Here is a 23,397-nt window from a genome sequence, read left to right on the forward strand (position 1 = left end):
GGTTCTCTCGGAAAAGCCGGACACCGCGTTCGCGAAGTTCGGCAGGATAGGCGGGGGTGAATTTCTGCTTCGTCATAGGGCTCATCCTTCGAGTGTTTTACTCTCCGGTAAACCCGGGGCGGTTCACTCGATACCATGCGGATACGCACGCTCGTCGCGGTGGGCCGCCACCCGCTGGACACCTCCACTCAGCTCACGAACCAGATCCGAGGATTGATGAAGACATTCGGCCTGCTTGTGCCGAAGGGGAGGGGCCGTGTCGTCGAGAGCCATGCTCGCAGGCTGCTTGACGCGCGTGCGGGACTGACGCGGATCATCGTGTCTTTGCTCGAAAGCTGGGATGATGTCCGCTTTTGCGCTCTCTGGATTGAAGGCAGGATGTCGGACCAGCGTCAGCGATCTTTGGAATACGATCGAACATGCAATTGAAAAGATGAGCGCATTTCGCAAATTAGCTACGACTGGGGCGGGCTCGGGGACTGGAGGTGCGTAGCAACCCGCCATGACCGCTGTCCAAAAAATCTTCCTCTAGGCAATCGCTCTCGCGGCAACTGTCACCTTCTGGTTATGAATCCCGCCCTAGCTATGGCCAGGCGCTGACACGCCCCGAGCAGATCCGCGCGGTCTGCGACGCCTCGCTCGGGCGGCTGCAGGCCGATGTGATCGACATATTCTAGCAGCACCGCGTTGATCCCGTAGTGCCGTTCGAGGACGTCGCGGGAGCCGTCAAACACCTGATCGCAACTGAAAAGGTGCGCCATTTCGCCATGTCCGAGCCGGACGTTGAATCCCTGTATCGTGCCCAAGCGGTCCAGCCCGTCACGGCGTCGCAGGACGAATATTCGATATGGACGCGTAGGGACGGAAACCAATGGTATTCTTGCCGCCTGCGAGGAACTGGGCATTGGCCTTGTCTCTTACAGCCCGCCGGAGCGGGGCTTCCTGACCGGAGCCATAAGCAAAAAGACCGCATTCGGGTCGAGCAATTTCCGCAAGGGCTCGCGACGCATCGCCCCCGAGGCCATGGAGAAGAACCAGTCTCCGGTCGATCTGCTGCGTCGCGTTGGCAAGGGCAAGAACGCGACACCCGCCAAGATCGCATTGGAGTAACTTCAGGCGCGAAAGCCGTGGATCTTGAGCTGAGCGCTGACGAAATGGCCGGAATCGGGGCCGCTGCTGCCGCAATACCGGTCGAGGGCGAACGTTGCTCCGAGGCGTTGTAGAAATATGTCTGCCCGCAACGCGGGGGAGGCGGCTTTCCGAATACCCGCCCGCCGCTGGCAATCCCGCATTGCCGAAATGTCCAACCTACAAATTCTTGGCTGCACCCGCGGCAAGGCGCTACGATCCCTGATGAGCGCCTCAGGTGATGCATTGGGCGAGTAGGATTGAATTAATGAATAGACCGCTTCGGTTAGGCTACCTGATCCCTCAGTTTCCCGGGCAGACACATATCTTTTTCTGGCGCGAGTTGCAGGCCCTGCAAGAAAAAGGGGTCGAACCGGTTCTGCTCTCGACACGGCCTCCGCCCCAAGGACTGGTTTCCCATGAATGGTCGACCGACGCCGCGGCCAGTACGACATATCTGGCGCAGCCGTCGCCCATGTCCGGCCTGAGCGGGATCGCGCGATTTCCGGCACAGGACTACGCCGCGCTCAAGGGGCAGCCGTTCTCTTTTGCGCGCGATATGATGCTGTCGATGCCCGCAGCCGATCGACTGGTGAAAACGGCCAAAGAACGCGGCATCGATCACGTCCATGTTCACTCTTGTGGCCGCGCGGCGCTGATCGCCGCGATGGCCTATCGCATGGGTGGACCGCGCTACTCACTGACATTGCATGGACCACTGGAGGATTATGGGCCGGGACAGCACTATAAGTGGAGGTATGCGCAATTCGCGACAATCATCACCCGAAAGCTGCTGGATGAGGTCGGCTCGGCGCTGGCGGACAGCCTGCCCTCTCGGGTCGAGGTTCAGGCGATGGGCGTGGACACGAACCGGCTGAAACGCATCGACCCTTGGGTTCCGCCTGCCCCTGACAGCCAGATCCGCATTACTTCCTGCGGACGGCTGAACCGGATCAAGGGTCATCAGGATCTGCTGGAGGCTGTGGCCCTTTTGCGGGGGCAGGGTCATGACGTCGACCTGACCATCGCGGGTGAGGACGATGACGGCGGCTCGGGGTTCCGTTCGGTGTTGCAGGCGCGGATTACCGAACTGGGCCTTGATCGCGCGGTCACATTGCTGGGCGCGGTATCCGAAGCCGAGGTGCATCGCCAGCTTCTCTCGACACATATCTTCGCGCTGGCAAGCTGGCACGAGCCGTTGGGGGTCGCGCTGATGGAGGCAATGTCCTGCGAAGTGCCAACAATCGGTACGGCGGCAGGAGGGGTCGCAGAATTGATCACGCATGGCGAGCACGGCTTGCTGGTGCCGCCCCGCAACCCCGAGGCGTTGGCTGACGCAATCCTGCGGCTTGTAAATGACCCTGATCTGGCCCGACGGTTGGCATCGGCTGGCAGGGAACGGGTGGTTTCCAAATTTGGCGCTGCTGCCGGCGCCGAAACTCTCGTCCGCCTGATCGGGGAATCCGTATCGGCGTAAAGCATGTTTTCCTGCCGGTAGAGCCAATCCTTATCCCGTTAGCCGACTGTTTACGCTTCATGTTTACGCTGTGGTCAAATTTGCCCTTGCGGGGCGAATTGAATCAGTCGGCTACGGTGGGCGCCTCTCGATGGTTAATGCAAGATTGCTCGGTCGGCTTCACGACCCTGAAGGTCAGATGTCCTGCCCGCAAGGTTGGCAGGAACATTTCCTCTCGGCGGGTGACGCACTATTCGATCAGGATAGGCTGGCGGATCGCCTGTTCCTGATTGCCGATGGATGTCTGGAAACGACCTTTGACGGGGGGACTCTGGACCAGTTGGGTCGGGGCGATGTCCTGATCGGCCCCTCGGCATTTGAAGGGTTGGGGGACCATCCGGCGACTGTATCGGCGGTGACCGCAAGCAAGCTGTACTCGCTGGAAGTACCGGATCTGGTCAAGTTGAAGGGCGATTCTCCGGAGGTCTATGATCGGTTTCTAGCGGCTGCGCTGCGTGACGCCTGCTATCGACTTGATCATGCGAAGCAAAGCGTTGGCTTTCACGGAATGGGTGCGGACCTACGGCGCAGGGTCGCGGCTCCCCGATCTTTCTCACCGCCCCGAATGTTTCCCTTCCCGCGTGGGACGGGGGCCGTTTTCGCCGAGGAAGCCGACGCCACCCCCATGCCTCGCTTTGCGCCTAAAGGGCATATCCTGTTCCGGGAAGGCGCGTTGGTTCGTTCCATCCACCTTCTCGTCAGTGGTGACGTCGCAATTCACCGACAATCGCCCCAAACCGTGACCACGCTTGCGGCTGGCTCGTTGCTTGATGCCGCGCCGTGCGTGGCGGGCGAGAAACGCACAACCACCGCCGTTGCCCTCGCCGACACGTGGTTCTTTGAATTCCGGCTTGCTGCCAGTTATGCGTCGACATGCGACCACGCAGTTAAGGAAGCAGTTCTGGCGCCATTGCATGGCTGGTTACGGCAGTCACACTTCAGCCCTGACGGGGTTCGTGGCGGACAGGCAGGATCACCCGATTCTATCGCAGCCAATCCGGACGAAATCTGCCGCGCCGGACATCCCGTGAATGGTAGCACCGCAAATACGGCGGATGACGAATTCGCGGACCATTGCAAGCTTATTCGCGAGTCCCTGATCGGCAAGGACGTGGCGATCGAGACGCCTTTCGGCCGCAAGAAAATGGTCTATGCCGATTACACTGCATCGGGTCGTTCGCTGACATTTATCGAAGATTTCCTGCGCGAGCGGGTCCTGCCGCTTTACGCGAATACCCATACCGAGGCATCCGCAAGCGGCGCGCAGACCACGCGCCTGCGCGAAGAGGCGCGCGCTGCGGTCGCGAGTTCTGTGAATGCGACCGAAGTTGACGAGGTGATTTTTGTCGGCTCGGGGTCAACGGCGGCGATCAACCGTCTGGTCGATATTCTGGGGCTACGAACAGCAAAGGCTGGCGAGGTCCGATCCGACCGAGCCGTCGTTTTCATCGGCCCCTACGAACATCACAGCAATATCCTGCCTTGGCGACACAGCGAAGCCGATGTTGTCGAAATTCCGCTCGATGATGCCGGAGGACTTGATCTGGTCGCATTGCGCCATGCGTTGCAGCAGTATTCGGACCGACCTTTACGGATCGGATCATTTTCGGCGGCTTCGAACGTCACCGGCATTTTGACGCCGGTGGATGAGGTGACGACGCTGCTTCACGCCCATGGCGCGCTGTCCTTCTGGGACTATGCGGCAGCGGCACCTTATCTTTCCATCGACATGAATCCCGCGCAGGAAGGTGCCAGAAAGGATGCGGTTTTCATTTCACCGCACAAATTCGTGGGCGGGCCGGGAACGCCCGGAGTTCTGGTCGTAAAGCGGCACTTGATCCAAAGCAGGATCCCGACTAATCCCGGCGGCGGCACGGTCGACTATGTGACCTCCTCGGATGCCGAATATTCGGAATCGGTCACCCACCGTGAGGAATCCGGCACTCCTGCAATCATCGAGTCGATCCGCTGCGGCTTGGCGTTCCGCCTGAAAGATCAGGTTGGCGCATATCACATTCATCAGGCCGAGCGCCGTTACGCACAGGCCGCAATCGATAGTTGGAGCAAGAATCCGAACATCCGGATCCTTGGACCCGCAAAGGCCGACCGGCTGTCGATCGTCTCTTTCCTGATCCGGCATGGTCGCGGCTATTTGCACCATAATTTCGTGGTTGCGGTACTGAACGACCTGTTCGGATTGCAGGCGCGCGGCGGTTGCTCCTGTGCCGGTCCCTATGGCGCCCGGCTGCTCGGTCTGGATGACTCCGCGAGCGCGGCTTTCCGCGAACTCACACTTCAGGGGCTGAACTGCTATAAGCCCGGCTGGGCGCGGGTGAACTTCAACTATTTCATTTGCGAAGAAGAGTTCAGCTATATCGTCGAAGCTGTCCATCTTGTCGCGACGCATGGTCACGCGCTGTTGCCGGAATATCATTTGGATCCCGCATCCGGCCTATGGACGCATCGGTCTGGCACAGCGTCCCGGTTGGCAAGCTTGTCTGATCTGGTTGTTGCCAATGGCTCAGCGCGATGGGCTCCTGCTGCGATGGTCGCTGGCGATGCGGTACTTGTCCGGCAACTGGAGATGGCCCGCAAGACGCTTGCCTCCGCAGCTGATGCAGCGCCTAAGCAGTCTGCCTTGCCAAATTTGTCGAGCCTCGAACGGGATTGGAGATGGTTCTCGCTGTCCAATGAGCAGGCATTTGGGCCGCAGGGTTTCGACTTCGTTGACGGTCCGCAAGCGGAACGCGAAAGGATCTTCGACAACACACTAACGGCAGAAAGCGGAATGCAAGATGTCGCATACGGGCGCACAGAGCGACAAGTATCGATACGTCCGGAGATTTCGACAGCAGGTAAAGCAAGTCTACGTCGCGCAGCGCCCTGCTAGTCGACGCTGTCAGGTGCCGGAGTTGGAGAATTGAAATGGGAGGTTCCTGGCGCTCGCGCGGATCGGAACTGACAAAGAAATACGGGATGGAGGGTGAAGTGACCGAGATACAGGCATCGCAGCAGGATGGCATGAACATCCCCAAAACCTACGGCATATCGGTCTTGGGCCTGCACGGGGCTGGTCAGGAAATACGATCCGGCGTGTTTGACGAAAATCAGGTTCGAGCTGCGGCGGGCATCACGATGCTCATGGGCGCGATAGCCTTGGTCTGCGCCTATTCTGCGAAAGAATACCTGCCGATCCAAACTGTCACAACCTTCTTTTTTATGGAATTCGTGATTAGGGTGCGCTTCGGGCTGCAATACAGCCCGCTGGGTCATGTTGTGCGCCTGATAACGCATCTGCCACCGCAATGGGTATCGGCAAAGCCGAAGCGCTTTGCTTGGACACTCGGGCTTGTGCTCTCCTTTGCGATGATGGTCATTACGAATGCCGATATTCGCGGACCGTTGCCGCTGACCATTTGCCTCGTCTGCTTGTCACTGATGTGGCTGGAATCGGTGCTTGGCCTATGCCTCGGTTGCGAGATCCACGCTTGGCTTGTCCGTCGCGGCTGGATGTCGAAGGATGAGGCGTTCGAAATCTGCGCCAGCGGAGCGTGCAATATCGACGGGCATCCGTCGGGGGACAACCGTAGCTCGGACTCGGTTCGATAGGGCAGTCCCATGCCAGCGGCCGGAACGTGGTGATATTGTGGGATCCGTCCAGGGTTGCGCCAATCCATGGTGCCAACGGGCGGCCGCGCGCACGGGACGGGTCGTAGTGAGCAGCGTTTCTGTCCCTTTGACGACGGCGTTTCAGTCCATGGCCATGGCGGGGCCATTGAAACCGGCAGAAAGTGCTACGCCTTCGCGGTGTTCAGTCCACGTTACAGATGAATATTTCTATGACCCTTCAACGGCCCCGGTGGGCGTCCTGTGTGACGCAAGCCCCGTCGACGTTTGGCTATCCCGAAACGAACGCATACAAAGACATCTTGCTCGTCCGGATGGCTTGACAGAGCCATCGTCCTCGTCGAATTTCGCAGTATGGGGATCCGCGATCTCCCCACGAGGCGACAGCCGAAGCTCGCGTTCCGTAATCACCTTGCACCCAAGGGGGAACGCTCATGTCCATGCCCGATGCGATCACGACCGATAAGCTCGCAAAGCTGATCGGCACACCGCGCTGTCCTGCGCTGCTTGACCTGCGTCCGTTGGGGGACCGCTTGTCGGAGCCCCGACTGATCCCCGCCAGCCGCTTGCTTGGCGAGGATGATCTCGAACCTGCGCAATTCAAACGCCTGACAGGCAGCCTTTCCGGCCCAGTCGTCGTGATCTGCTCTGCGGGCCACCGTCGCAGTCAGGGCCTTGCCGCAAAGCTGCGAGCCGAGGGGCTGGCCACCGAATATCTTGAGGGCGGGCATGCCGCATGGACTGCTGCTGGTTACCCGCTTTTCGATGCAAGCAAGCTAACTGCACGTGATGCCGAAGGCCGCTCGATCTGGGTCACGCGCTCGCGACCCAAGATCGACCGCATCGCTTGCCCGTGGTTGATTCGCCGTTTCATCGATCCTCGTGCGGTCTTTCTTTATGTCGCACCCGGCGAGGTCGAAGGCGTTGCCGAACTGTTCGGTGCGATGCCCTTTGATGTCGAGGGGGTCTTCTGGAGCCATCGCGGCGAGCTTTGCAGTTTCGACACCATGATAGCCGAGTTCGGACTGAACCTGCCCGCTCTTGATCGCCTTGCCGCAATCGTCCGTGGCGCGGATACGGCACGGCCGGATCTTGCACCAGAGGCTGCGGGTTTGCTCGCGATCTCGTTGGGGCTGTCGCGGATGTATGCCGACGACCTTGAGCAGCTAGAGGCGGGCATGGGGCTATACGACGCGCTTTATCGCTGGACCCGCGATGCCACGAACGAAACCCATAACTGGCCGACGAACAAACCCGGAGGCGCGCCATGACTGACCGTTCCTTCGGATTGCAAGCGGCAGACAGCCCGAAAACCTACCCCTCGCTGGCCGAGGCCGCCCGGGTCTGGGCGCGGATTGCGGCGCTTTCGTTCGGTGGACCTGCAGGTCAGATCGCGATGATGCACCGCATTCTGGTCGAGGAAAAACGCTGGCTCGGAGACGACCGTTTCCTGCATGCACTGAACTTCTGCATGTTGCTGCCCGGACCCGAGGCGCAGCAACTTGCGACCTATATCGGCTGGCTCATGCACCGGACCTGGGGCGGGGTCATCGCGGGCGTGTTGTTCGTGCTGCCGGGGCTGGTGACGATCATGGCGCTCAGCTGGATCTATGTCATTTTCGGTGAGGTCGGTTTTGTTTCCGGCCTGTTCTTCGGGCTCAAGGCGGCTGTTCTGGCCATTGTGGTGCAGGCCGTGATCCGCGTCGGGAACCGTGCACTGAAGAATCCGGCGATGCGGGTGATCGCCGCGCTGTCCTTTGTGGCGATCTTTGCTCTTGGCGCCCCGTTCCCGCTGATTGTCCTTGTGGCTGCGTTGATCGGCTTTGCTGGCGCGCGGGCGGGGCTGCCAGCCTTTTCGGTTGGGAAGGGGCATGGGGGGCTAGGCGTGACCCATATCGAGGACCGCGAGACCCTGCTGGGCGAGGAACTGGCCGAAATGCCGACCTTGGCGAGACGGGCGGCACTGGCCGCAGGTCTGGTCGCCTTGGCGCTTTGGCTGCTGCCGGTCGCGGCACTGGTCTTGCTGCTGGGGCAGGGGAATGTCTTTGCCGATATCGCGATTTTCTTCTCGAAAATGGCGGTCGTGACCTTTGGCGGTGCCTATGCGGTTCTGGCCTATGTCGCGCAAGAGGCGGTCGGTACCTATGGCTGGCTGGCCCCCGGTGAGATGCTGGACGGGCTGGGCATGGCCGAGACGACACCCGGCCCGTTGATCATGGTGCTACAGTTCGTTGGTTTCCTCGGGGCATTCCGACAAGCAGGATGGGACGTGGCATTGTTGGCCGGAACTCTGGGTGGGCTGCTTGCGACATGGGTGACTTTCGCACCCTGCTTTGCGTGGATCTTTCTGGGGGCGCCCTATATCGAGCGGTTGCGCACGAACAGGGCATTGTCGGCAGCCCTGACTGCGGTCACGGCCGCGGTGGTCGGGGTAATTCTGAACCTCGCGATCTGGTTTGCCATGCATGTGATCTGGCGTGAGGTTGTACGGGTCGAGGTAGCATTCTTCACCTTCGAGTGGCCCGTCCTCAGCTCTCTCGACTTGACTGCGGCGACCCTTGCCGCGCTGGCCATATTCGCGGTGTTCCGGCTGAAGCTAGGCATTGTCACCGTGCTTGTCGGGGCGGCCGGGCTGGGCGGTATAATGAATGCGCTGGGTCTTGTTTGACCGCGATCCGGTCCTGGCTACGCCGCGTGGCAAATGATCATTAATTTTATATTTGAAGCAGTTTTCCTTTATTGTTGACGCGGGAGCGGATAAGACCAAGGACCGAGGCGGCGCTTGCTCGTCTGCACTTCATCGCCCATATGCCAGCGCTAGTTAGGCACATTGCGCGTGCAATATATACTCTCGCCACAAGATTGATAATTCAACCATGAAGCAACTGCCTGATCGGGTTCCTGATGTCCCAAGGATTGGGCAGCCGATGCCCGATCCTGAAACCGTGTTCGGGTTAGGTAAGCCGTCGAACCCTATGCGTCGATTTTTCTTGCCGCAGATAAGTTTTATGTATGAAATTAAATTGACTGAATCAAAAGCTCAAAAAACGCACCACAACAGGAGATCTCCGATGCGCCATATGGCAGTTGCCGCCGCCCTGATGCTGTCCACCGCCACCAGTGCCCTTGCTGCCGAACCGGTCAAGATCGGCGTGTTGCTGACACTCTCCGGCCCGCCCGCAGTGCTTGGTGAACATGCCCGCGACGGGGTGTTGCTGGCCCAGAAGGCGCTGGCCGGAAAGATGGGGGATCGCGACATCGAGGTCGTGGTCGTCGATGACGAGGGCAAGCCCGACATCGCCGCCCAGAAGGCGCGCGATCTGGTCGAGGCTCAGGGCGCAGATTTCGTCATCGGGCCGATTTTCTCCAATATCATGAACGCCATCGCGGCTCCGGTCACCTCGGGCGGCGCGATCCTTGTGTCCCCGAACGCTGGCCCATCGAACTTTGCCGGCAAGGACTGCAACCCCGATATTTTTGTGGCATCGTATCAGAACGACCAGATGCCGCGTGTTCTGGCGCAGCACATGAACGATCAGGGCATCAAGACCGCCTATGTTCTTGCGCCGAACTATCAGGCGGGCAAGGACAGCCTGAACGGTTTCAAATCGCTTTATAAAAGCGAGGTCGCGGGCGAACTTTACGTGCCATTGGGGCAACTGGATTTCTCGGCCGAACTGGCGCAGATCGCTGCCGCCCAGCCCGAGGCTGTCTATGCCTTCATGCCCGGTGGCATGGGCGTGAACCTTGTCAAACAATGGGATCAGGCTGGTCTGTCCTCGATCCCGCTGATGTCGGCCTTTACCGTGGACGAAACGACCCTGCCCGCCGAGCAGGACGCCGCGCTGGGGAAACTGACTGGCTCGAACTGGGCACCCGATCTTGATGTCCCCGGCAATGCCGAGTTTGTCGCGGCCTACAAGGAGGCCTATTCCCGCGTGCCGTCGCTTTATGCCATGGGCGGCTATGATGCCGTGATGTTGATCGAGAGCGCGGTGAAAAAGGCAGGGACCGAGGATCGCGAGGCTCTGCGCGCGGCGCTGAAAGCGGCGGATTTCTCCAGCTTGCGCGGCGAGTTCAGCTTTTCCAGCAACAACTTTCCGGTGCAGGACTTCTATCTGACCAAGGCGGTCAAGGATGCAGATGGCAGCTATCGCACCTCGGTCGTCGAGAAGGTCTTCACCGCAGCAGCCGACGGTTATGTCGCGGAATGCCCGATGAAATGATCTGACAGCGCCGGCCGCGGCCCCATCGAGTAGTGGGGCCGTGGTTGCCGCAGAGATCTCCTCTCGAGGATACGAGATGTTCAACCTATTTCTGCTCCAGCTTCTGAACGGCGCGCAGTTCGGCATTCTGCTGTTTCTGGTCGCAGCCGGTCTGACGCTGGTCTTCGGCATCATGGACTTCATCAATCTGGCGCATGGCGTGCTTTACATGGTCGGCGGCTATGTCATGGCGATGATGATGGGCACGACCGGAAATTTCTGGCTGTCGCTGACGCTTGTCCTGCCGGTCATGCTGGTACTTGGGCTGGCGCTGGAGGTGTTGGTCTTTCGAAGGCTTTATGACCGGTCCCATCTGGATCAGGTTCTGGCGACCTTTGGCCTGATCCTTGTCCTGTCCGAATTGGTCAAGATCCTGTGGGGTTCAGCCCCGCTTTCGGTTCCCATGCCCGAGGCGCTGTCCGGTTCGATCGCGCTGGCGGGACCGATGCGTTATCCGGTCTACCGCATCGCAGTCATTGGCGTGGGTCTGGCCGTTGCGTTGGCCCTGTGGTTCGTCATCGCGCGCACGCGCGTCGGCATGCTGCTGCGCGCGGGGGCGGCCAACCGTGCGATGGTCTCGGCCCTTGGGACCGATATCAACCGTCTCTTCATGCTGGTCTTTGCCGCCGGAGCGATGCTCGCTGGTTTCGCCGGAGCCATCGTTTCGCCAATCCTGTCGGTTGATCCCGGCATGGGGGATTCCATCCTGATCCTGACCTTTGTGGTGATCGTCATAGGCGGAGTAGGCTCGGTCAAAGGCGCGTTTTTCGCAGCACTGCTGGTAGGCATCGTCGACACGTTGGGCAGGATGTTCGGCCCGATCCTGTTGAAGGCGCTGATGGACCCCGCCGCCGCTGCGCAGGCGGGGCGGACCATTGCACCGATGCTGGTCTATATCCTGATGGCTGCCGTACTGTTCTGGCGTCCGACCGGCCTGTTCGGGCGGAGCGTGGCGAGATGACCTACATGACCCAGACCCTGACCGAGCCCCGCGCCGGACTTGCCGCAAGGCTCAAGCTGGCGCTGGCGATCTTCGCGCTTCTTGCTGTGGTCCCGCCGCTGGCTCATGCCATGGGCGAACCCTTTATGATCATCATCGCGACGAGGATGATGGTCTTTGCCATCGCGGCCTTGTCGCTGGACCTGATCCTTGGCCATGGCGCGATGGTGTCCTTTGGCCATGCCGCCTATCTGGGCTTTGGCTCCTATGCGGTCGCGATCCTGTCGCGCGCGGGCATCAGCGACCTGGTGCTGCAGATGGTGGCGGCGGTGCTGGCTTCGGCGCTGTTCGCGCTGGTGACGGGGGCGATCTCGCTGCGCACGCGGGGCGTCTATTTCATTATGATCACGTTGGCTTTCGGGCAGATGGCCTACTTCTTCTTCGTGTCCTTCTCGGCGCTTGGGGGCGATGATGGCGTGGCGCTGGCTGCGCGCTCGACCGTGCTGGGGCTGCCGCTGCTGCAGGGCGAAACCGGGCTGTTCTACGTCACGCTGGGCTTGCTCATCGCGGCATTCGCGGGGCTCTATCTGCTGACGCGTTCGCGCTTTGGCCGCGTCCTGACGGGAACCCGTGAAAGCGCCCTGCGCATGCAGGCGATCGGCTTTCGACCCTTGCCCTACCAGTTGACGGCCTATGTCATCTCGGCCGCAATCTGCGGTGTCGCGGGCGTGTTGCTGGCCAATCAGGCGGTCTATGTCTCGCCTGCCTATATGAGTTGGCACCGTTCGGGCGAGATGATCGTCATGCTGGTTCTGGGCGGCGTTGGCTCGTTAACCGGAGCGATGACGGGCGCGCTTGTCACCGTCGCGCTGGAGGAGGGGCTTGCCCGTTTCTCGGAACATTGGCGGCTGGGCTTTGGCCTGATCCTTGTTCTGGTTGCCCTGTTATCTCCGGGGGGATTGTCCGGGCTGCTGCGCAAGTTCAACCTGCTGAGGGACGACAAATGACGGATGCCCTGTTGCAGGTCCGGAACCTGCGCAAGACCTATGGCGCGCTGAAGGTCACTAACGATGTCTCTCTGGACGTTCATGAAGGCGAGATTCATGCCATCATCGGCCCAAATGGCGCCGGAAAGACGACGCTGATCTCGCAACTGTCGGGGCAATTGCGTCCCGACAGCGGCACGGTGATCTATACCGGGCAGGATATCACCGCGCTTGATATGGCAGCGCGGGTGCGGATGGGGCTGGCGCGCTCGTTCCAGTTGACAACTTTGCTGCCCAGTTTCACCGTTCTGGAAAACGTCGCGGTGGCGGTTCAGGCGCGCGAGGGGTCCTCGTTTCGCTTCTTTCGCCCCGCGTCAACCGAGCGAGCGCTGAACGATCAGGCGATGGAGTGCCTGAACGATGTCGGACTATCGGGAACAGCCTCGCGGCTGGCCGGGGCGCTGTCGCATGGCGAAAAACGCCAGCTTGAACTGGCGATCGCCCTGGCGACGCGGCCGCGCCTGCTGCTGCTGGATGAGCCTCTGGCCGGAACCGGACACGAGGAAGCCGCCCAGCTTGTCGATCTGTTCGGCAGGCTGAAAAGCCGCGTCACCATGATGCTGATCGAGCATGACATGAACGCGGTCTTCGCCTTGGCGGATCGGGTCTCGGTGCTGGTCTATGGCGAAATCGCGGCCTGCGGCACACCGGACGCCGTCCGCAACGATGCCAAGGTCCGCGCAGCCTATCTAGGCGAAGAGGAGGTGGCCTGATGCTTCTGGTCGAAGGTTTGCAGGCATCCTATGGCGACAGCCGCGTGCTGTTCGGCATCGACCTTGCCGTCGCGCGCGGCGAGGTCGTCACCCTGCTCGGCCGCAACGGCATGGGCAAGACGACAACGGTGCGCTCGATTTTCGGGCTGCTGCGGCCTGCGGGGGGGCGTGTCTCGGTCAATGGCCGCGACCTGACCGCCGCTGCGCCGCATCTGATCGCGCGGGCCGGTTTGGGGCTGGTTCCCGAGGGGCGGCAGGTCTTTGCGCCCCTGACGGTCGAGGAAAACCTGATCGCGACCGCCCGCGGTTCGGGAAAGGCGAAATGGACCCTCGACAAGGTCTACCGTCTGTTCCCGCGTCTGAAAGAGCGTCGCCGCAATATGGGCGATCAGCTTTCCGGCGGCGAGCAGCAGATGCTGGCCGTGGGTCGCGCGCTGATGACGAATCCTGCGCTGATTGTTCTGGACGAGGCGACCGAGGGACTTGCGCCGCTGATCCGCGACGAGATCTGGTCATGCCTGCGCCATCTCAAGGATGAGGGCGAGGCTATTCTTGTGATCGACAAGAATGTCGATGCCTTGATTCGCTTTGCCGACCGCCATGTCGTCATCGAAAAGGGGCACGTCGTCTGGTCCGGAAGCACCCCCGAACTGGTCAGTACGCCGGACGTCAAGACCCGCTTCCTGCAGGTCTAAGCGCCATGCATCTGGAGGCAATCACCTGCCACCAGATGCTTTATATATAAATAAATTATATGTCCTCCGCACCAGAGCATGGCGACTTTGCACGTAAAATGGCCGTTGCATCGAAGTTATTGCGAGAGAACAAATATTAAGCTTGAAATAATTCATACCTAAAGCTTCACTCGTATCAAATCATAATAACGGGGAGGCTCTGATGCTCGGTCTCAGCGCTCATGTAGATACGTTCTGCCGCGACAATCTTCCGGCCGAGGCCGATCAGCCGGTCTTCAATCTTGGCAGCTTTCAATATCCGGAACGCCTGAATGCGGCGGTCGAACTGACCGATGCCATGGTCGAACGGGGACATGGCGAGCGGATCGCGGTGGTCGGACAGGGACGCAGCCGCAGCTATGCCGAACTTGCCGACTGGACCAGCCGTATCGCCCGCGCGCTGGTCGAGGATTACGGCGTCAAGCCCGGCAATCGCATCCTGATCCGCTCGCCCAATACGCCTGCTTTGGTGGCCTGTTGGCTGGGGGCGACCAAGGCAGGGGCGGTGGTGGTGAACACCATGCCTCTTTTGCGCAAAAAGGAACTGCTCCAGCACACGGAAAAAGCCGAGGTCTCTCTTGCGCTGTGCGACATGCGGATGCTGGACGAGATGCAAGCCTGCATGGCGGAAAGTGCCCATCTGAAGCGCATCGTTACCTTTGACGGCACTGCGGGGCTTGAGGGCGAGTTGGACCGCGTCGCCGACGTCAAGCCCTCTGGGCCGTTCTGGGTCGAAACCGGACGGGACGATGTGGCGCTGCTGGGCTTCACCTCGGGCTCGACCGGAGTTCCCAAGGCCACGATGCATTTCCATCGCGACTTGCTGATCATCGCTGACGCCTATGCCAGAGAAGTGCTGGACGTTCAGCCCGAAGATGTCTTTGTCGGCTCGCCGCCCTTGGCCTTCACCTTCGGGTTGGGCGGGCTTGCGATCTTTCCGCTGCGCTTTGGTGCGCAGGCCGTTTTGCTGGAAAAGGCCGCGCCCGCTGATCTGATCGGCATCATCCAGTCGCATAGGGCGACGATCTGCTTCACCGCGCCGACCGCCTATCGCGCGATGCTGGCCGCGATGGAGGAGGGGGCGGATCTATCCTCGCTGCGTTGTGCCGTCTCGGCGGGCGAGACCTTGCCCGCCCCCGTCTTCGAGGCTTGGAAATCCAAGACCGGACGTCCGATGCTGGATGGTATCGGCGGGACCGAGATGCTGCATATCTATATCTCGAACCGGTTCGAGGATGCCCGCGCCGGATGCACCGGCAAGCCGCTGACCGGATATGAGGCGAAGGTCGTTGATGACGAGATGAATGAGGTCCCGCGGGGAACGCCGGGTCATTTGGCGGTGCGTGGGCCGTTGGGCTGCCGCTATCTGGCTGACGCGAGACAGGCGAAATACGTGCGCGACGGCTGGAACCTGCCCGGCGACACCTTCATTCAGGATCAGGATGGCAGCTTCCGTTTTGCCGCCCGCTCGGACGATATGATCGTCGCTTCGGGTTACAACATCGCTGGCCCCGAGGTGGAAGCCGCGCTGCTTGCCCATCCTGATGTCGCGGAATGCGGTGTCATCGGGGCGCCGGACGAAGAACGAGGCACGATCGTACAGGCCCATGTCGTCTTGCGCGCGGGAATTGTGCCGGATGCGGATAAGGTTCGGGAATTGCAGGATTTCGTCAAGCAGACGATCGCCCCTTACAAATATCCCCGCTCGGTCATTTTCACCGATGCACTGCCCAAGACGGAAAGCGGCAAGATCCAGCGTTTCCGCCTGAAGCAAGGCGCGTGACGTCGTTCCGATACATATGGCAAGCAGACAATCGAATACCTGCCGTGACTCGGCAGCAACGACAGGCCAACAGGAGAAAGCCGATGATCAAAGACTTGGAAGGTGGCGTTACAAAAAGCGGCGAGGGCTTTGACGCGGTCGAGTGGAATATTCTTGGACAGAGGTACTTTCCGAAGTCCGAATGCGCCTCTAGCTTCTCGTTCGAAGCGAATTCGGAGCCGGGCCAGTTCGTTCCGGTCCATATTCATCCGACGCAAGACGAATTCATTCTGGTGCAACAAGGCGAACTTGAGCTGAAGCTGGACGGGAAATGGATGACTGCCAAGGCGGGTGATCTCGTCCGGATGCCACGCGGCGTTCCCCACGGTTATTTCAACAAATCGGACAAGCCGGCGCGAGGTTTGTTCTGGGTCTCGCCCGCCGGAAAATTACCCGATTTGTTCCGCGTTCTGCACAACATGAAGGATGTGGAAGAAGTGGTGCGGGCTTCGGCTGCGCATGAGGTGGACTTCCTGCCACCGGAAGCCAACGACTAGACGTCGCTTGGCACAGACTTGCTAGCGCGATGCACCACCTGAAACGGCCAGACTCGTAATCTGGCCGTTTGTAGTTGCTAGACGGTTGCCGCGATGGCGCTCGTGTCGCAGGCAACGCGGCTATTGGGTTGCGCTATTGGAACCCGCAGCGTCAATCCTTACCGAACAGGTCGCGGGTGAAGGTCTTGTCAGCGACATCGTCCAACTCGGCAGCATTCCGGTTCGACAGGATGACGTCGGCCTCGGCTTTGAATGCCGCAAGATCGCGGACCACGCGGGAGTTGAAGAAATGTTCTTCCGGCAGAGCGGGTTCGTAGACGATAACCTCGATCCCCTTCGCCTTGATACGCTTCATGATGCCCTGAATGGCACTTTCCCGGAAATTGTCCGAGCCTTCCTTCATCACCAGCCGGTAGATCCCGACGACCTTCGGACGGCGTGCGATGATCTGGTCGGCAATGAAATCCTTGCGCGTCGAGTTCGCTGCCACGATCGCATGGATCAGGTTTTGCGGCACAGCCTGATAGTTTGCCAGAAGCTGGCGGGTATCCTTGGGCAGGCAATAGCCGCCATAGCCGAACGAGGGGTTGTTGTAATGTGTCCCGATACGGGGATCGAGCCCGATCCCACCGATGATCTGACGGCTATCCAGCCCATGCACCAGCGCGTAGCTGTCCAACTCGTTGAAATAGGCCACACGCAGCGCAAGATAGGTGTTGGCGAACAGTTTGATCGCCTCGGCTTCGGTCGAGTCGGTAAACAGAAGCGGCACGTCCTGCCGGATGGCACCTTGCTTGAGCAGATTGGCAAAGCGCTCGGCCCGCTCGCTGCGCTCGCCCACGACGATGCGCGAAGGATGCAGGTTGTCGTAAAGCGCCTTTCCCTCGCGCAGGAATTCGGGGCTGAAGACCACGTTCGGATTGCCGGTCTGTTCCTTGATCGAGGCGGTGAAGCCCACAGGAATCGTTGACTTGATGACAATGACCGCGTCCGGCGCCAGGGCCGCGACCTGATTGATGACCGCTTCCACGCTGGATGTGTCAAAACGGTTGGTGACCGCGTCGTAGTTCGTCGGCGTAGCGACGATGACAAATTCGGCTCCGGTATAGGCGTCCACCGGATCAAGCGTTGCCCGCAGGTTCAGATCGCGATTGGCCAGATAATCCTCGCACTCCGCGTCGATGATGGGCGAGCGACGGTCATTGACCAACTGGACGCGCGGTGCCGAAAGGTCCAGGGCAACGACCTCGTTGTGCTGCGCCAGCAGAATAGCGTTCGACAGCCCGACATAACCCAGTCCGGCAACAGCAATTTTTGTCATCAACAATCTCACTTTATGTCTTTGAGGCCGTCCATGTAGCAGCCCTGCAACTTCTGTGCCCGGTGCCCGCGAGCTGTCCGAGCGGTATCCAATCACCAGATAACAACAACAACAGGCGTCTGCCAGTTCGGGCCAGACGAACCATAATCGTCAGGGTTGAACAAGGGGATCGGTCGCTTTGGAAGACCATTCTTTCGGAGCCAATCTTCGAGGGGTACAGGTTTGCCCTGCAATCGGGCAGGTCGAAGCTGCTGGTAATCCACGCGCAGCATGCTGCGGTCGGCCTGATCTCGGGGTCCGGGGGCGTCGGATAAATGCCGCCGAAGGGCAAATGTTTCGCCGAAGTCACCACCGCAAGAACCGGCCACGATCACCACGACGATTCGGAAGGTGACAGATCGGCAGGCCGCGCCGGTTCCGGTTGCGGCGCGAGATCTTTCAGCCAGCGCCAGTGACATTACCGTGCCGGCCTGCGCCGCGTCATCGCGGCAAGCGCGTGTTGCCACCTTCCCTTTCTGCCAGTCATACACTACCAAGTGCGAATGTCTTTGGAACGGTGTGCGGTATGATAGCAGTGGGACGGTATGGTTGAGAACGCACTGATGGAACGCGGAAACGTCGCGAACGAGCGTCCTTGGCTGATTTTGACCCTTCGGCGCACGGGTGGGACATCACTGACGACGTTCCTGTCAACAATATCGACTTTTCCGCGCATCGAACACGAACCTTTCAACAGTGAACGCATCTTCGGAGGCATTACGCGCGCCTTTCAGGAAACGTCCGACATTGAGCGGATGACCGCCGAAGTCAGAACGGCACTGGAGCGGCGCCCGAACATCAAACATTGCGTCGAGGTCGTTCCGCTCGAGATCACCCGCGCCATTATCGATACCTGTCACGCGCTGGGGTACCATTTCATCGTATTGACGCGGCGGGACGAGAGCCGTCGCCTCGGTTCGCTGCTGTTGGCTCAGGCCACCGGAGCATGGGGTCCCAAGGAAGCCAAAGAGATCTACCCCCAGATCATCTCCGGCGCGGTGAAGCCTGCGCCGATCCCGCTGGACAAGGTCCGCGGCAGGGTAACGCAAGATTATTACTCCATCGGCCGCACGCTGTCCCTGCTGCGCAACCGGCGGATCGATCCATCGTGGTACCTGTTCGAGGAACTCTATTTCGGCGATGAGTCGATTGCGACCCAGGCGCGCACCATCGCGGCGAATTTGGGTGTGGACATCAGTATGGATGACCCAAGGCTGCAGGCCTTCGCACAGAACGAAAGCCAGCGCTCCTCGTCTATCGGACCCTACATCCCCAATTTCGACAAGGCGGAAGCCTTGCTGCGACATCTCTGCGCAAGCTAGGCGATCAGGCAAATATAACGTCTGACGCGATATTCTTGCGCGATGGGAAGCGTCATTGGTCGGGCGATGGGCCCGACCTTGGTACCTAAGCGGGCAGGACTGCCCTCAACGCCCGCGCAAATTGTCCATGACCGTGCGTTTGTCAAGGATCAACGGGGAACCGACCGGTTGGATGCTGGCCTTTGCTGGCCCGGAGGTAAATAACCCAAGCGTTCCAACACTGGTACCGGCAATGGAACCTGCCAACAAAGGAAACTGACAATGGATAAAATCAGGACTGTGCTTTCGGCAACAGCCATGCTTTGCGCGACGACCGCTATTGCGGGCGCAGAGCCAATCAAGGTCAAGGTCTTTGTCGGATCAATGTTCGAGATCGGCGAGAATACCGGCGACCGTGCCGGAGAATTCCAGAACTGGTACGAGCGCTACTGGAAAGACAGCACGCCGCACGAAGTCAAAGGAGCCTTCCGTCCGGTTCATTGCAATCAGGACGGGGTCTGCGGCTCGGTGCTTGGCATGGGCAAGGTCAATTCCTCGGCCTCGATGCAGGCGATCCTGCTGGATCCGGAATATGACTTCTCGGAAGCCTATTTTATCCTTTCGGGCGTGGCGGGCACACCACCGTCGCGGGGCACCATCGCCGATGTCAGTTGGGGCACATGGCTGGTCGATTACGATCTGGGGCATCGCTGGGCCCCCGAAGAAGGAGAGGCCGGAGCGTCGGTCTTCATGCCCCGGAAGGGCTATGAGGCATACCGGCTTTTCCAGCTGAATCCCGAGCTTGTCGGATGGGCGGTCGATCTGTCCAAAGACGTCCAGTTGCAGGATTCGGATTCCGCCCGCAGCTATCGTATGCGCTATCCTGACGCGGCGGCTCAGGCCGCGCCATCGGTCAAGACCGGCACGCATATGACCGGCGACACGTTCTTTCACGGTCCCGGCCTGTCGAACGAGGCCCAGTATATCGCCAAGCTTTACGGCGCGGACGATTACCTGATCACCGAGATGGAGGCAGCCGCGATCGCCTTGGTCATCAACCGGACCCACGGGACCGACCGCGTCCTCAGCTTGCGTGGAGCGGTCAATTTCGATCAGGGGAACCCGAACGAAACGACGCTTCAGCACCTTGATCCCGCGCCGGGTGAAACCGCAGGCGGCTTTGCCGAAACCGTGTCCAACATCACCGCAGTCGGCGCGCCATTGGTCGACACGATCGTGGCGAACTGGGACGAATGGCACGACGGCGTACCGGCCCGCAGCAAGTAAGGCCCTGTCGGGCTGGTGTCGCTCCGGTAGATCGGGGCGACAGCTTTGCTGGTCACGACGCGGCCACATCATCCGGTCGCTTTGGTCCGCATTTTTTTTTACGCTCGTGTCCGATCTGGCGCATCCTGTTCGTCATCTCATCATGGACCCACAGGGGTCGCTTGCAGAGAGGAGTGGACAATGCGTGTGATGGTTCTGGTCAAGGCGACCGAGGAAAGCGAGGCGGGCGAGATGCCTACGGCGGAACTGCTGGGGCAGATGTTGGCCTTTAACGAGCAATTGGCGAATGCGGGTATTTTGCTTGCGGGCGATGGGTTGAAGCCCACGACCAAGGCGAAACGCGTGCATATCACCGGCGCTGATCGCCGTGTCGTCGATGGTCCGTTTGCCGAAACCCATGAACTTGTCGCGGGTTACTGGCTATGGCAGGTCCGCGATATGGACGAGGCGGTCGAATGGGCGCGGCGCTGCCCGCCTCCGATGCCGCGCGAAGGCGTGCTCGAGATCCGGCCGCTATACGAGGCCGAGGATTTCGGCGAGATCGCTGATGCCGAGCAATCCGGCCGCTGGGACGATCTGACCCAACGCATGCGGTTCTGACGCCATGTCCGCAGCGGATCCCAGCCGTATCGCGGCCATTTTCCGCATCGAGAGGGCGCGGCTGATCGCCAGCCTCGCCCGCCATTTGCGCGGTGATCTGGCCCTGGCCGAGGATCTTGCGCAGGATGCACTTGTCGCGGCACTGGAAGTCTGGCCGCGACAAGGCGTTCCCGACAATCCCGGTGGCTGGTTGCGCACCGTCGCCAAACGGAAGTCGATCGACGAGATCCGTCGCCGCCGCATGTCGCATCGCAAATATGTCCTGTTCGGCGCCGAGATGAACAGCTACCAAGAGGCTCCGGACATGTCCCGCGTCGATCCCGAAGACCCTGATGATCTTCTGGCGCTGATCTTTGCGGTCTGCCATCCCGCACTTGAACCCCGCGCGGCCTGCGCCTTGGCGCTGCGTCTTCTGGCGGGGCTGACCGTGCCCGAGATCGCGCGCGCCTATTTCAGCAGCGAAGATGCCGTGGCCCGTCGTATCACCCGCGCCAAGACGACATTGCGCAATAGCGCGCAGGCCTTCGAGGTTCCCTATGGCAAGCAACTGGAATCGCGGCTGGGAACGGTTCTCGAGATCCTGTATCTGATCTTCAACGAAGGCTATGCCGCTAACCAAGGCGTCGATCCGGTCCGGCCGGACCTTTGCGGCGAGGCCACCCGCCTGAGCCGTATTCTGGTGCGCCGGATGCCGCATCATTCCGAGGTCTGGGCGCTTCTGGCGCTGATGGAGTTGCAAGCCTCGCGCCTGCACGCCCGAATGGGTCCTGACGGGATCGCGCTGCGGCTGGACGAACAGGACCGCGCGTTATGGGATCACCACGCCATTTTGCGCGGTCGGGCGGCGCTTGCCCGTGCCGATGCATTACGCGCGTCGGATGCGCCCTATCTGCTGCAAGCCCAGATCGCCGCCTGCCATGCGCGGACCGGATCCGACCCGACCGACTGGCCACGGATTGCTGCGCTTTATGACCGGCTGGTCGAGATCCGGCCAACGGCTATCGTCGCCTTGAACCGCGCCATCGCATGGTCGATGGCGGAAGGCCCCGAAGAAGGGCTGGTTCACCTTGCCGATCTGGAGGCTGGTGGACAGTTGCAAAGCCATGCCCCGCTGCATGCCGCAATCGCGGATTGCCTGTACCGCAGCGGACGACAGGGCCTTGCCGCCCGCCGCTACAGATTGGCCGCAAGCCTGAGTCTGAACGAGGCGCAAAGGGGCTTTCTGATTGCCATGGCAAAACTGTCGGAGGCCGAAGCCTAGTTCCTGCATTCCCCGATCTGGCGTGTATCACGGTTTGCAGCATTTACTGCCCGCGAACAAAGCAGGGAGGAGACGGTAAACGTCTCCTCCCCGTATTCAAGTCATCCGTTCGGGCCGTTTGCGGTTATCCGGCAAGCAGCATCGTCTTGACCGCCAGACCGTCGATTTTCGCGCGAAGTACGGCGGGGACTAGTCGGCGGGCCGAAATGCGCGGACGCTGCATCTCGGGGATGACCCGTTCCGAACCGTACATGCTGAGATATTCGTGGTAATTGTCGAATGCCCGACGACCCACATAATCGACGAAGGTTTCGGCGGGCACGCCATTCGCAAGGATCACATCATGCGCCTCGGTCTCGATATGGTAGTAGGTGACACGCTCGGGCAAGGTCTCGACGGGATCAAAGACGATGCTTGTGCCGTTCACCAACGCACCGGCGTTGATTGCGAGATCCGCGATGACCAAGGCATGGGCGGCCGTCAGCACCAGATCGCGATGCGGCATGCCCGCGCCAAGCGCGCCCTCCTTGACGCGAACGGGAACAAACCGCTCGGCGGGCGTATAGACCTTGTGTAGGGTCTGGCGCGCGATCCATTTGATCTCGACGCTGCGTCCATCCTTGGTCAGGACGTGATCTCCGATTTCCAGCAATTCGACGGGGATCTCGCCCTTCGGGGTTGCGATCAGCGTGCCTGCAGCAAAGCATTCGGGGAACGGGTCAGTGTTGACATCATCCGGCGTGAAATCCGTCGGATAGCTGGAGGTATCGGTCGAGGAGGACACCAGATAGACCGTTCCATTGCCCGAAGTGTTCGAGAAAACCAGATAATCCGTGCCATCGATGTTAATGACACCTTCGTATTGCCCCGCAAGACCGGCAGGGCTGCTCGTGTTCTCGCCGACTTCGAAGTTCTCGTTGTCAAGCGCGCCGCCATCGGTCGTTGTCAGCGTGGTGTCGTATGGGACGGGACTGGAGGAAATGGCAGATCCCTGCTCACCGGAGGTGTCACCCGTGATTAGCGTATATGTTGGAGGGGTCGTGCTGCTGTCTACGCGGTATAGTGCTGCAGAACCAATTTCGTAACTGGCAGTCATGGTCGGATCCCTTACAAACTGGCATTTTATGGCATTTCGTGAGGTATTCTGCACTAGGCTTCGACGCAGCTGTCAGACCGATACTTCAGTCAAGCTGACCTAATCACGCGAAGCATTACAATAAGGCGAGCCGGTCGTTTTTTTGTCAACCCGCAAGTGCTTACTTTCCGCCTTAGCAAAAACGATTTGTCGAATATGCAACCG

At 60.3% G+C, this 23,397-nt stretch carries 20 protein-coding genes and 1 pseudogene; 18 read left to right on the plus strand and 3 right to left on the minus strand.

Features of this window, described 5'->3' with window-relative positions; all coding sequences use genetic code 11:
* Window positions 1-698 precede the first annotated feature (698 nt).
* From GL286_RS22985 to GL286_RS20555, 14 genes and pseudogenes are all read left to right on the plus strand, one after another.
* A pseudogene (locus tag GL286_RS22985) lies at window positions 699-800 on the plus strand (aldo/keto reductase); the annotation flags it as partial.
* Entirely contained in the window at window positions 799-1,110 is a 312-nt protein-coding gene (locus GL286_RS22375) for an aldo/keto reductase (protein ID WP_425496106.1), read from the plus strand. The pseudogene GL286_RS22985 and the gene GL286_RS22375, both read left to right, overlap by 2 nt.
* A 286-nt stretch (window positions 1,111-1,396) precedes the next feature.
* The gene (gene epsE, locus GL286_RS20500) at window positions 1,397-2,605 is read left to right on the plus strand and encodes an exopolysaccharide biosynthesis GT4 family glycosyltransferase EpsE (RefSeq protein ID WP_155097434.1); all 1,209 of its coding nucleotides are present in this window, start codon (window positions 1,397-1,399) and stop codon (window positions 2,603-2,605) included.
* A 178-nt stretch (window positions 2,606-2,783) separates the two neighbouring features.
* Window positions 2,784-5,534: an aminotransferase class V-fold PLP-dependent enzyme gene (locus tag GL286_RS20505; RefSeq protein WP_170295330.1), complete on the plus strand. Its 2,751-nt coding sequence runs from the start codon at window positions 2,784-2,786 to the stop codon at window positions 5,532-5,534.
* A gap of 98 nt (window positions 5,535-5,632) precedes the next feature.
* Window positions 5,633-6,253 carry a DUF4395 family protein gene (locus GL286_RS20510; protein ID WP_170295331.1) on the plus strand — a complete coding sequence of 207 codons (621 nt, stop codon included), beginning with the start codon at window positions 5,633-5,635 and terminating at the stop codon, window positions 6,251-6,253.
* A 452-nt stretch (window positions 6,254-6,705) separates the two neighbouring features.
* A complete protein-coding gene (locus tag GL286_RS20515) occupies window positions 6,706-7,542 on the plus strand; it encodes a chromate resistance protein ChrB domain-containing protein (protein WP_155097437.1) in 837 nt (278 codons plus the stop codon).
* On the plus strand, window positions 7,539-8,939 hold the full coding sequence (chrA, locus tag GL286_RS20520) for a chromate efflux transporter (RefSeq protein ID WP_155097438.1): 1,401 nt from the start codon (window positions 7,539-7,541) through the stop codon (window positions 8,937-8,939). The genes GL286_RS20515 and chrA overlap by 4 nt, the downstream gene beginning before the upstream one ends.
* 403 nt (window positions 8,940-9,342) lie before the next feature.
* Window positions 9,343-10,497: an ABC transporter substrate-binding protein gene (locus GL286_RS20525; protein ID WP_155097439.1), complete on the plus strand. Its 1,155-nt coding sequence runs from the start codon at window positions 9,343-9,345 to the stop codon at window positions 10,495-10,497.
* A 76-nt stretch (window positions 10,498-10,573) separates the two neighbouring features.
* Window positions 10,574-11,497, plus strand: a complete 924-nt coding sequence (locus tag GL286_RS20530) for a branched-chain amino acid ABC transporter permease (protein WP_155097440.1) — start codon at window positions 10,574-10,576, stop codon at window positions 11,495-11,497.
* Window positions 11,494-12,483 carry a branched-chain amino acid ABC transporter permease gene (locus GL286_RS20535; protein ID WP_155097441.1) on the plus strand — a complete coding sequence of 330 codons (990 nt, stop codon included), beginning with the start codon at window positions 11,494-11,496 and terminating at the stop codon, window positions 12,481-12,483. The genes GL286_RS20530 and GL286_RS20535 overlap by 4 nt, the downstream gene beginning before the upstream one ends.
* Window positions 12,480-13,235, plus strand: a complete 756-nt coding sequence (locus GL286_RS20540) for an ABC transporter ATP-binding protein (RefSeq protein ID WP_155097442.1) — start codon at window positions 12,480-12,482, stop codon at window positions 13,233-13,235. The genes GL286_RS20535 and GL286_RS20540 overlap by 4 nt, the downstream gene beginning before the upstream one ends.
* On the plus strand, window positions 13,235-13,930 hold the full coding sequence (locus GL286_RS20545) for an ABC transporter ATP-binding protein (RefSeq protein WP_155097443.1): 696 nt from the start codon (window positions 13,235-13,237) through the stop codon (window positions 13,928-13,930). The genes GL286_RS20540 and GL286_RS20545 overlap by 1 nt, the downstream gene beginning before the upstream one ends.
* A gap of 202 nt (window positions 13,931-14,132) precedes the next feature.
* Window positions 14,133-15,752, plus strand: a complete 1,620-nt coding sequence (locus tag GL286_RS20550) for an AMP-binding protein (RefSeq protein WP_155097444.1) — start codon at window positions 14,133-14,135, stop codon at window positions 15,750-15,752.
* Window positions 15,753-15,796: 44 nt separating this feature from the next.
* On the plus strand, window positions 15,797-16,288 hold the full coding sequence (locus GL286_RS20555; protein ID WP_343038952.1) for a cupin domain-containing protein: 492 nt from the start codon (window positions 15,797-15,799) through the stop codon (window positions 16,286-16,288).
* Window positions 16,289-16,439: 151 nt separating this feature from the next.
* Here GL286_RS20555 and GL286_RS20560 read toward each other — a convergent pair whose 3' ends face one another.
* Both GL286_RS20560 and GL286_RS20565 read right to left on the minus strand, forming a co-directional pair.
* The gene (locus GL286_RS20560; protein ID WP_155097445.1) at window positions 16,440-17,609 is read right to left on the minus strand and encodes a nucleotide sugar dehydrogenase; all 1,170 of its coding nucleotides are present in this window, start codon (window positions 17,607-17,609) and stop codon (window positions 16,440-16,442) included.
* Between the two features lie 92 nt (window positions 17,610-17,701).
* Window positions 17,702-18,115 (minus strand): hypothetical protein, encoded by a 414-nt coding sequence (locus GL286_RS20565; RefSeq protein ID WP_170295332.1) that lies wholly within the window; start codon window positions 18,113-18,115, stop codon window positions 17,702-17,704.
* A gap of 96 nt (window positions 18,116-18,211) precedes the next feature.
* On the opposite strand from GL286_RS20565, the gene GL286_RS20570 reads away from it, so the two are divergent.
* The 4 genes from GL286_RS20570 (at window position 18,212) to GL286_RS20585 (ending at window position 22,097) form a co-directional block, all read left to right on the plus strand.
* Window positions 18,212-18,970, plus strand: a complete 759-nt coding sequence (locus tag GL286_RS20570; RefSeq protein ID WP_170295333.1) for a hypothetical protein — start codon at window positions 18,212-18,214, stop codon at window positions 18,968-18,970.
* A 261-nt stretch (window positions 18,971-19,231) separates the two neighbouring features.
* On the plus strand, window positions 19,232-20,236 hold the full coding sequence (locus GL286_RS20575; protein ID WP_155097448.1) for a purine-nucleoside phosphorylase: 1,005 nt from the start codon (window positions 19,232-19,234) through the stop codon (window positions 20,234-20,236).
* A 180-nt stretch (window positions 20,237-20,416) separates the two neighbouring features.
* Window positions 20,417-20,836, plus strand: a complete 420-nt coding sequence (locus GL286_RS20580; RefSeq protein ID WP_155097449.1) for a YciI family protein — start codon at window positions 20,417-20,419, stop codon at window positions 20,834-20,836.
* Window positions 20,837-20,840: 4 nt separating this feature from the next.
* Window positions 20,841-22,097, plus strand: coding sequence for an RNA polymerase sigma factor (locus GL286_RS20585; RefSeq protein ID WP_155097450.1), 1,257 nt, complete (start codon window positions 20,841-20,843; stop codon window positions 22,095-22,097).
* A 124-nt stretch (window positions 22,098-22,221) separates the two neighbouring features.
* On the opposite strand, the gene GL286_RS20590 is transcribed toward GL286_RS20585, so the two are convergent.
* On the minus strand, window positions 22,222-23,193 hold the full coding sequence (locus GL286_RS20590) for a Hint domain-containing protein (RefSeq protein ID WP_155097451.1): 972 nt from the start codon (window positions 23,191-23,193) through the stop codon (window positions 22,222-22,224).
* Between the last annotated feature and the right edge of the window lie 204 nt (window positions 23,194-23,397).

Source organism: Paracoccus aestuariivivens, assembly GCF_009711225.1.
GTDB lineage: Bacteria > Pseudomonadota > Alphaproteobacteria > Rhodobacterales > Rhodobacteraceae > Paracoccus > Paracoccus aestuariivivens.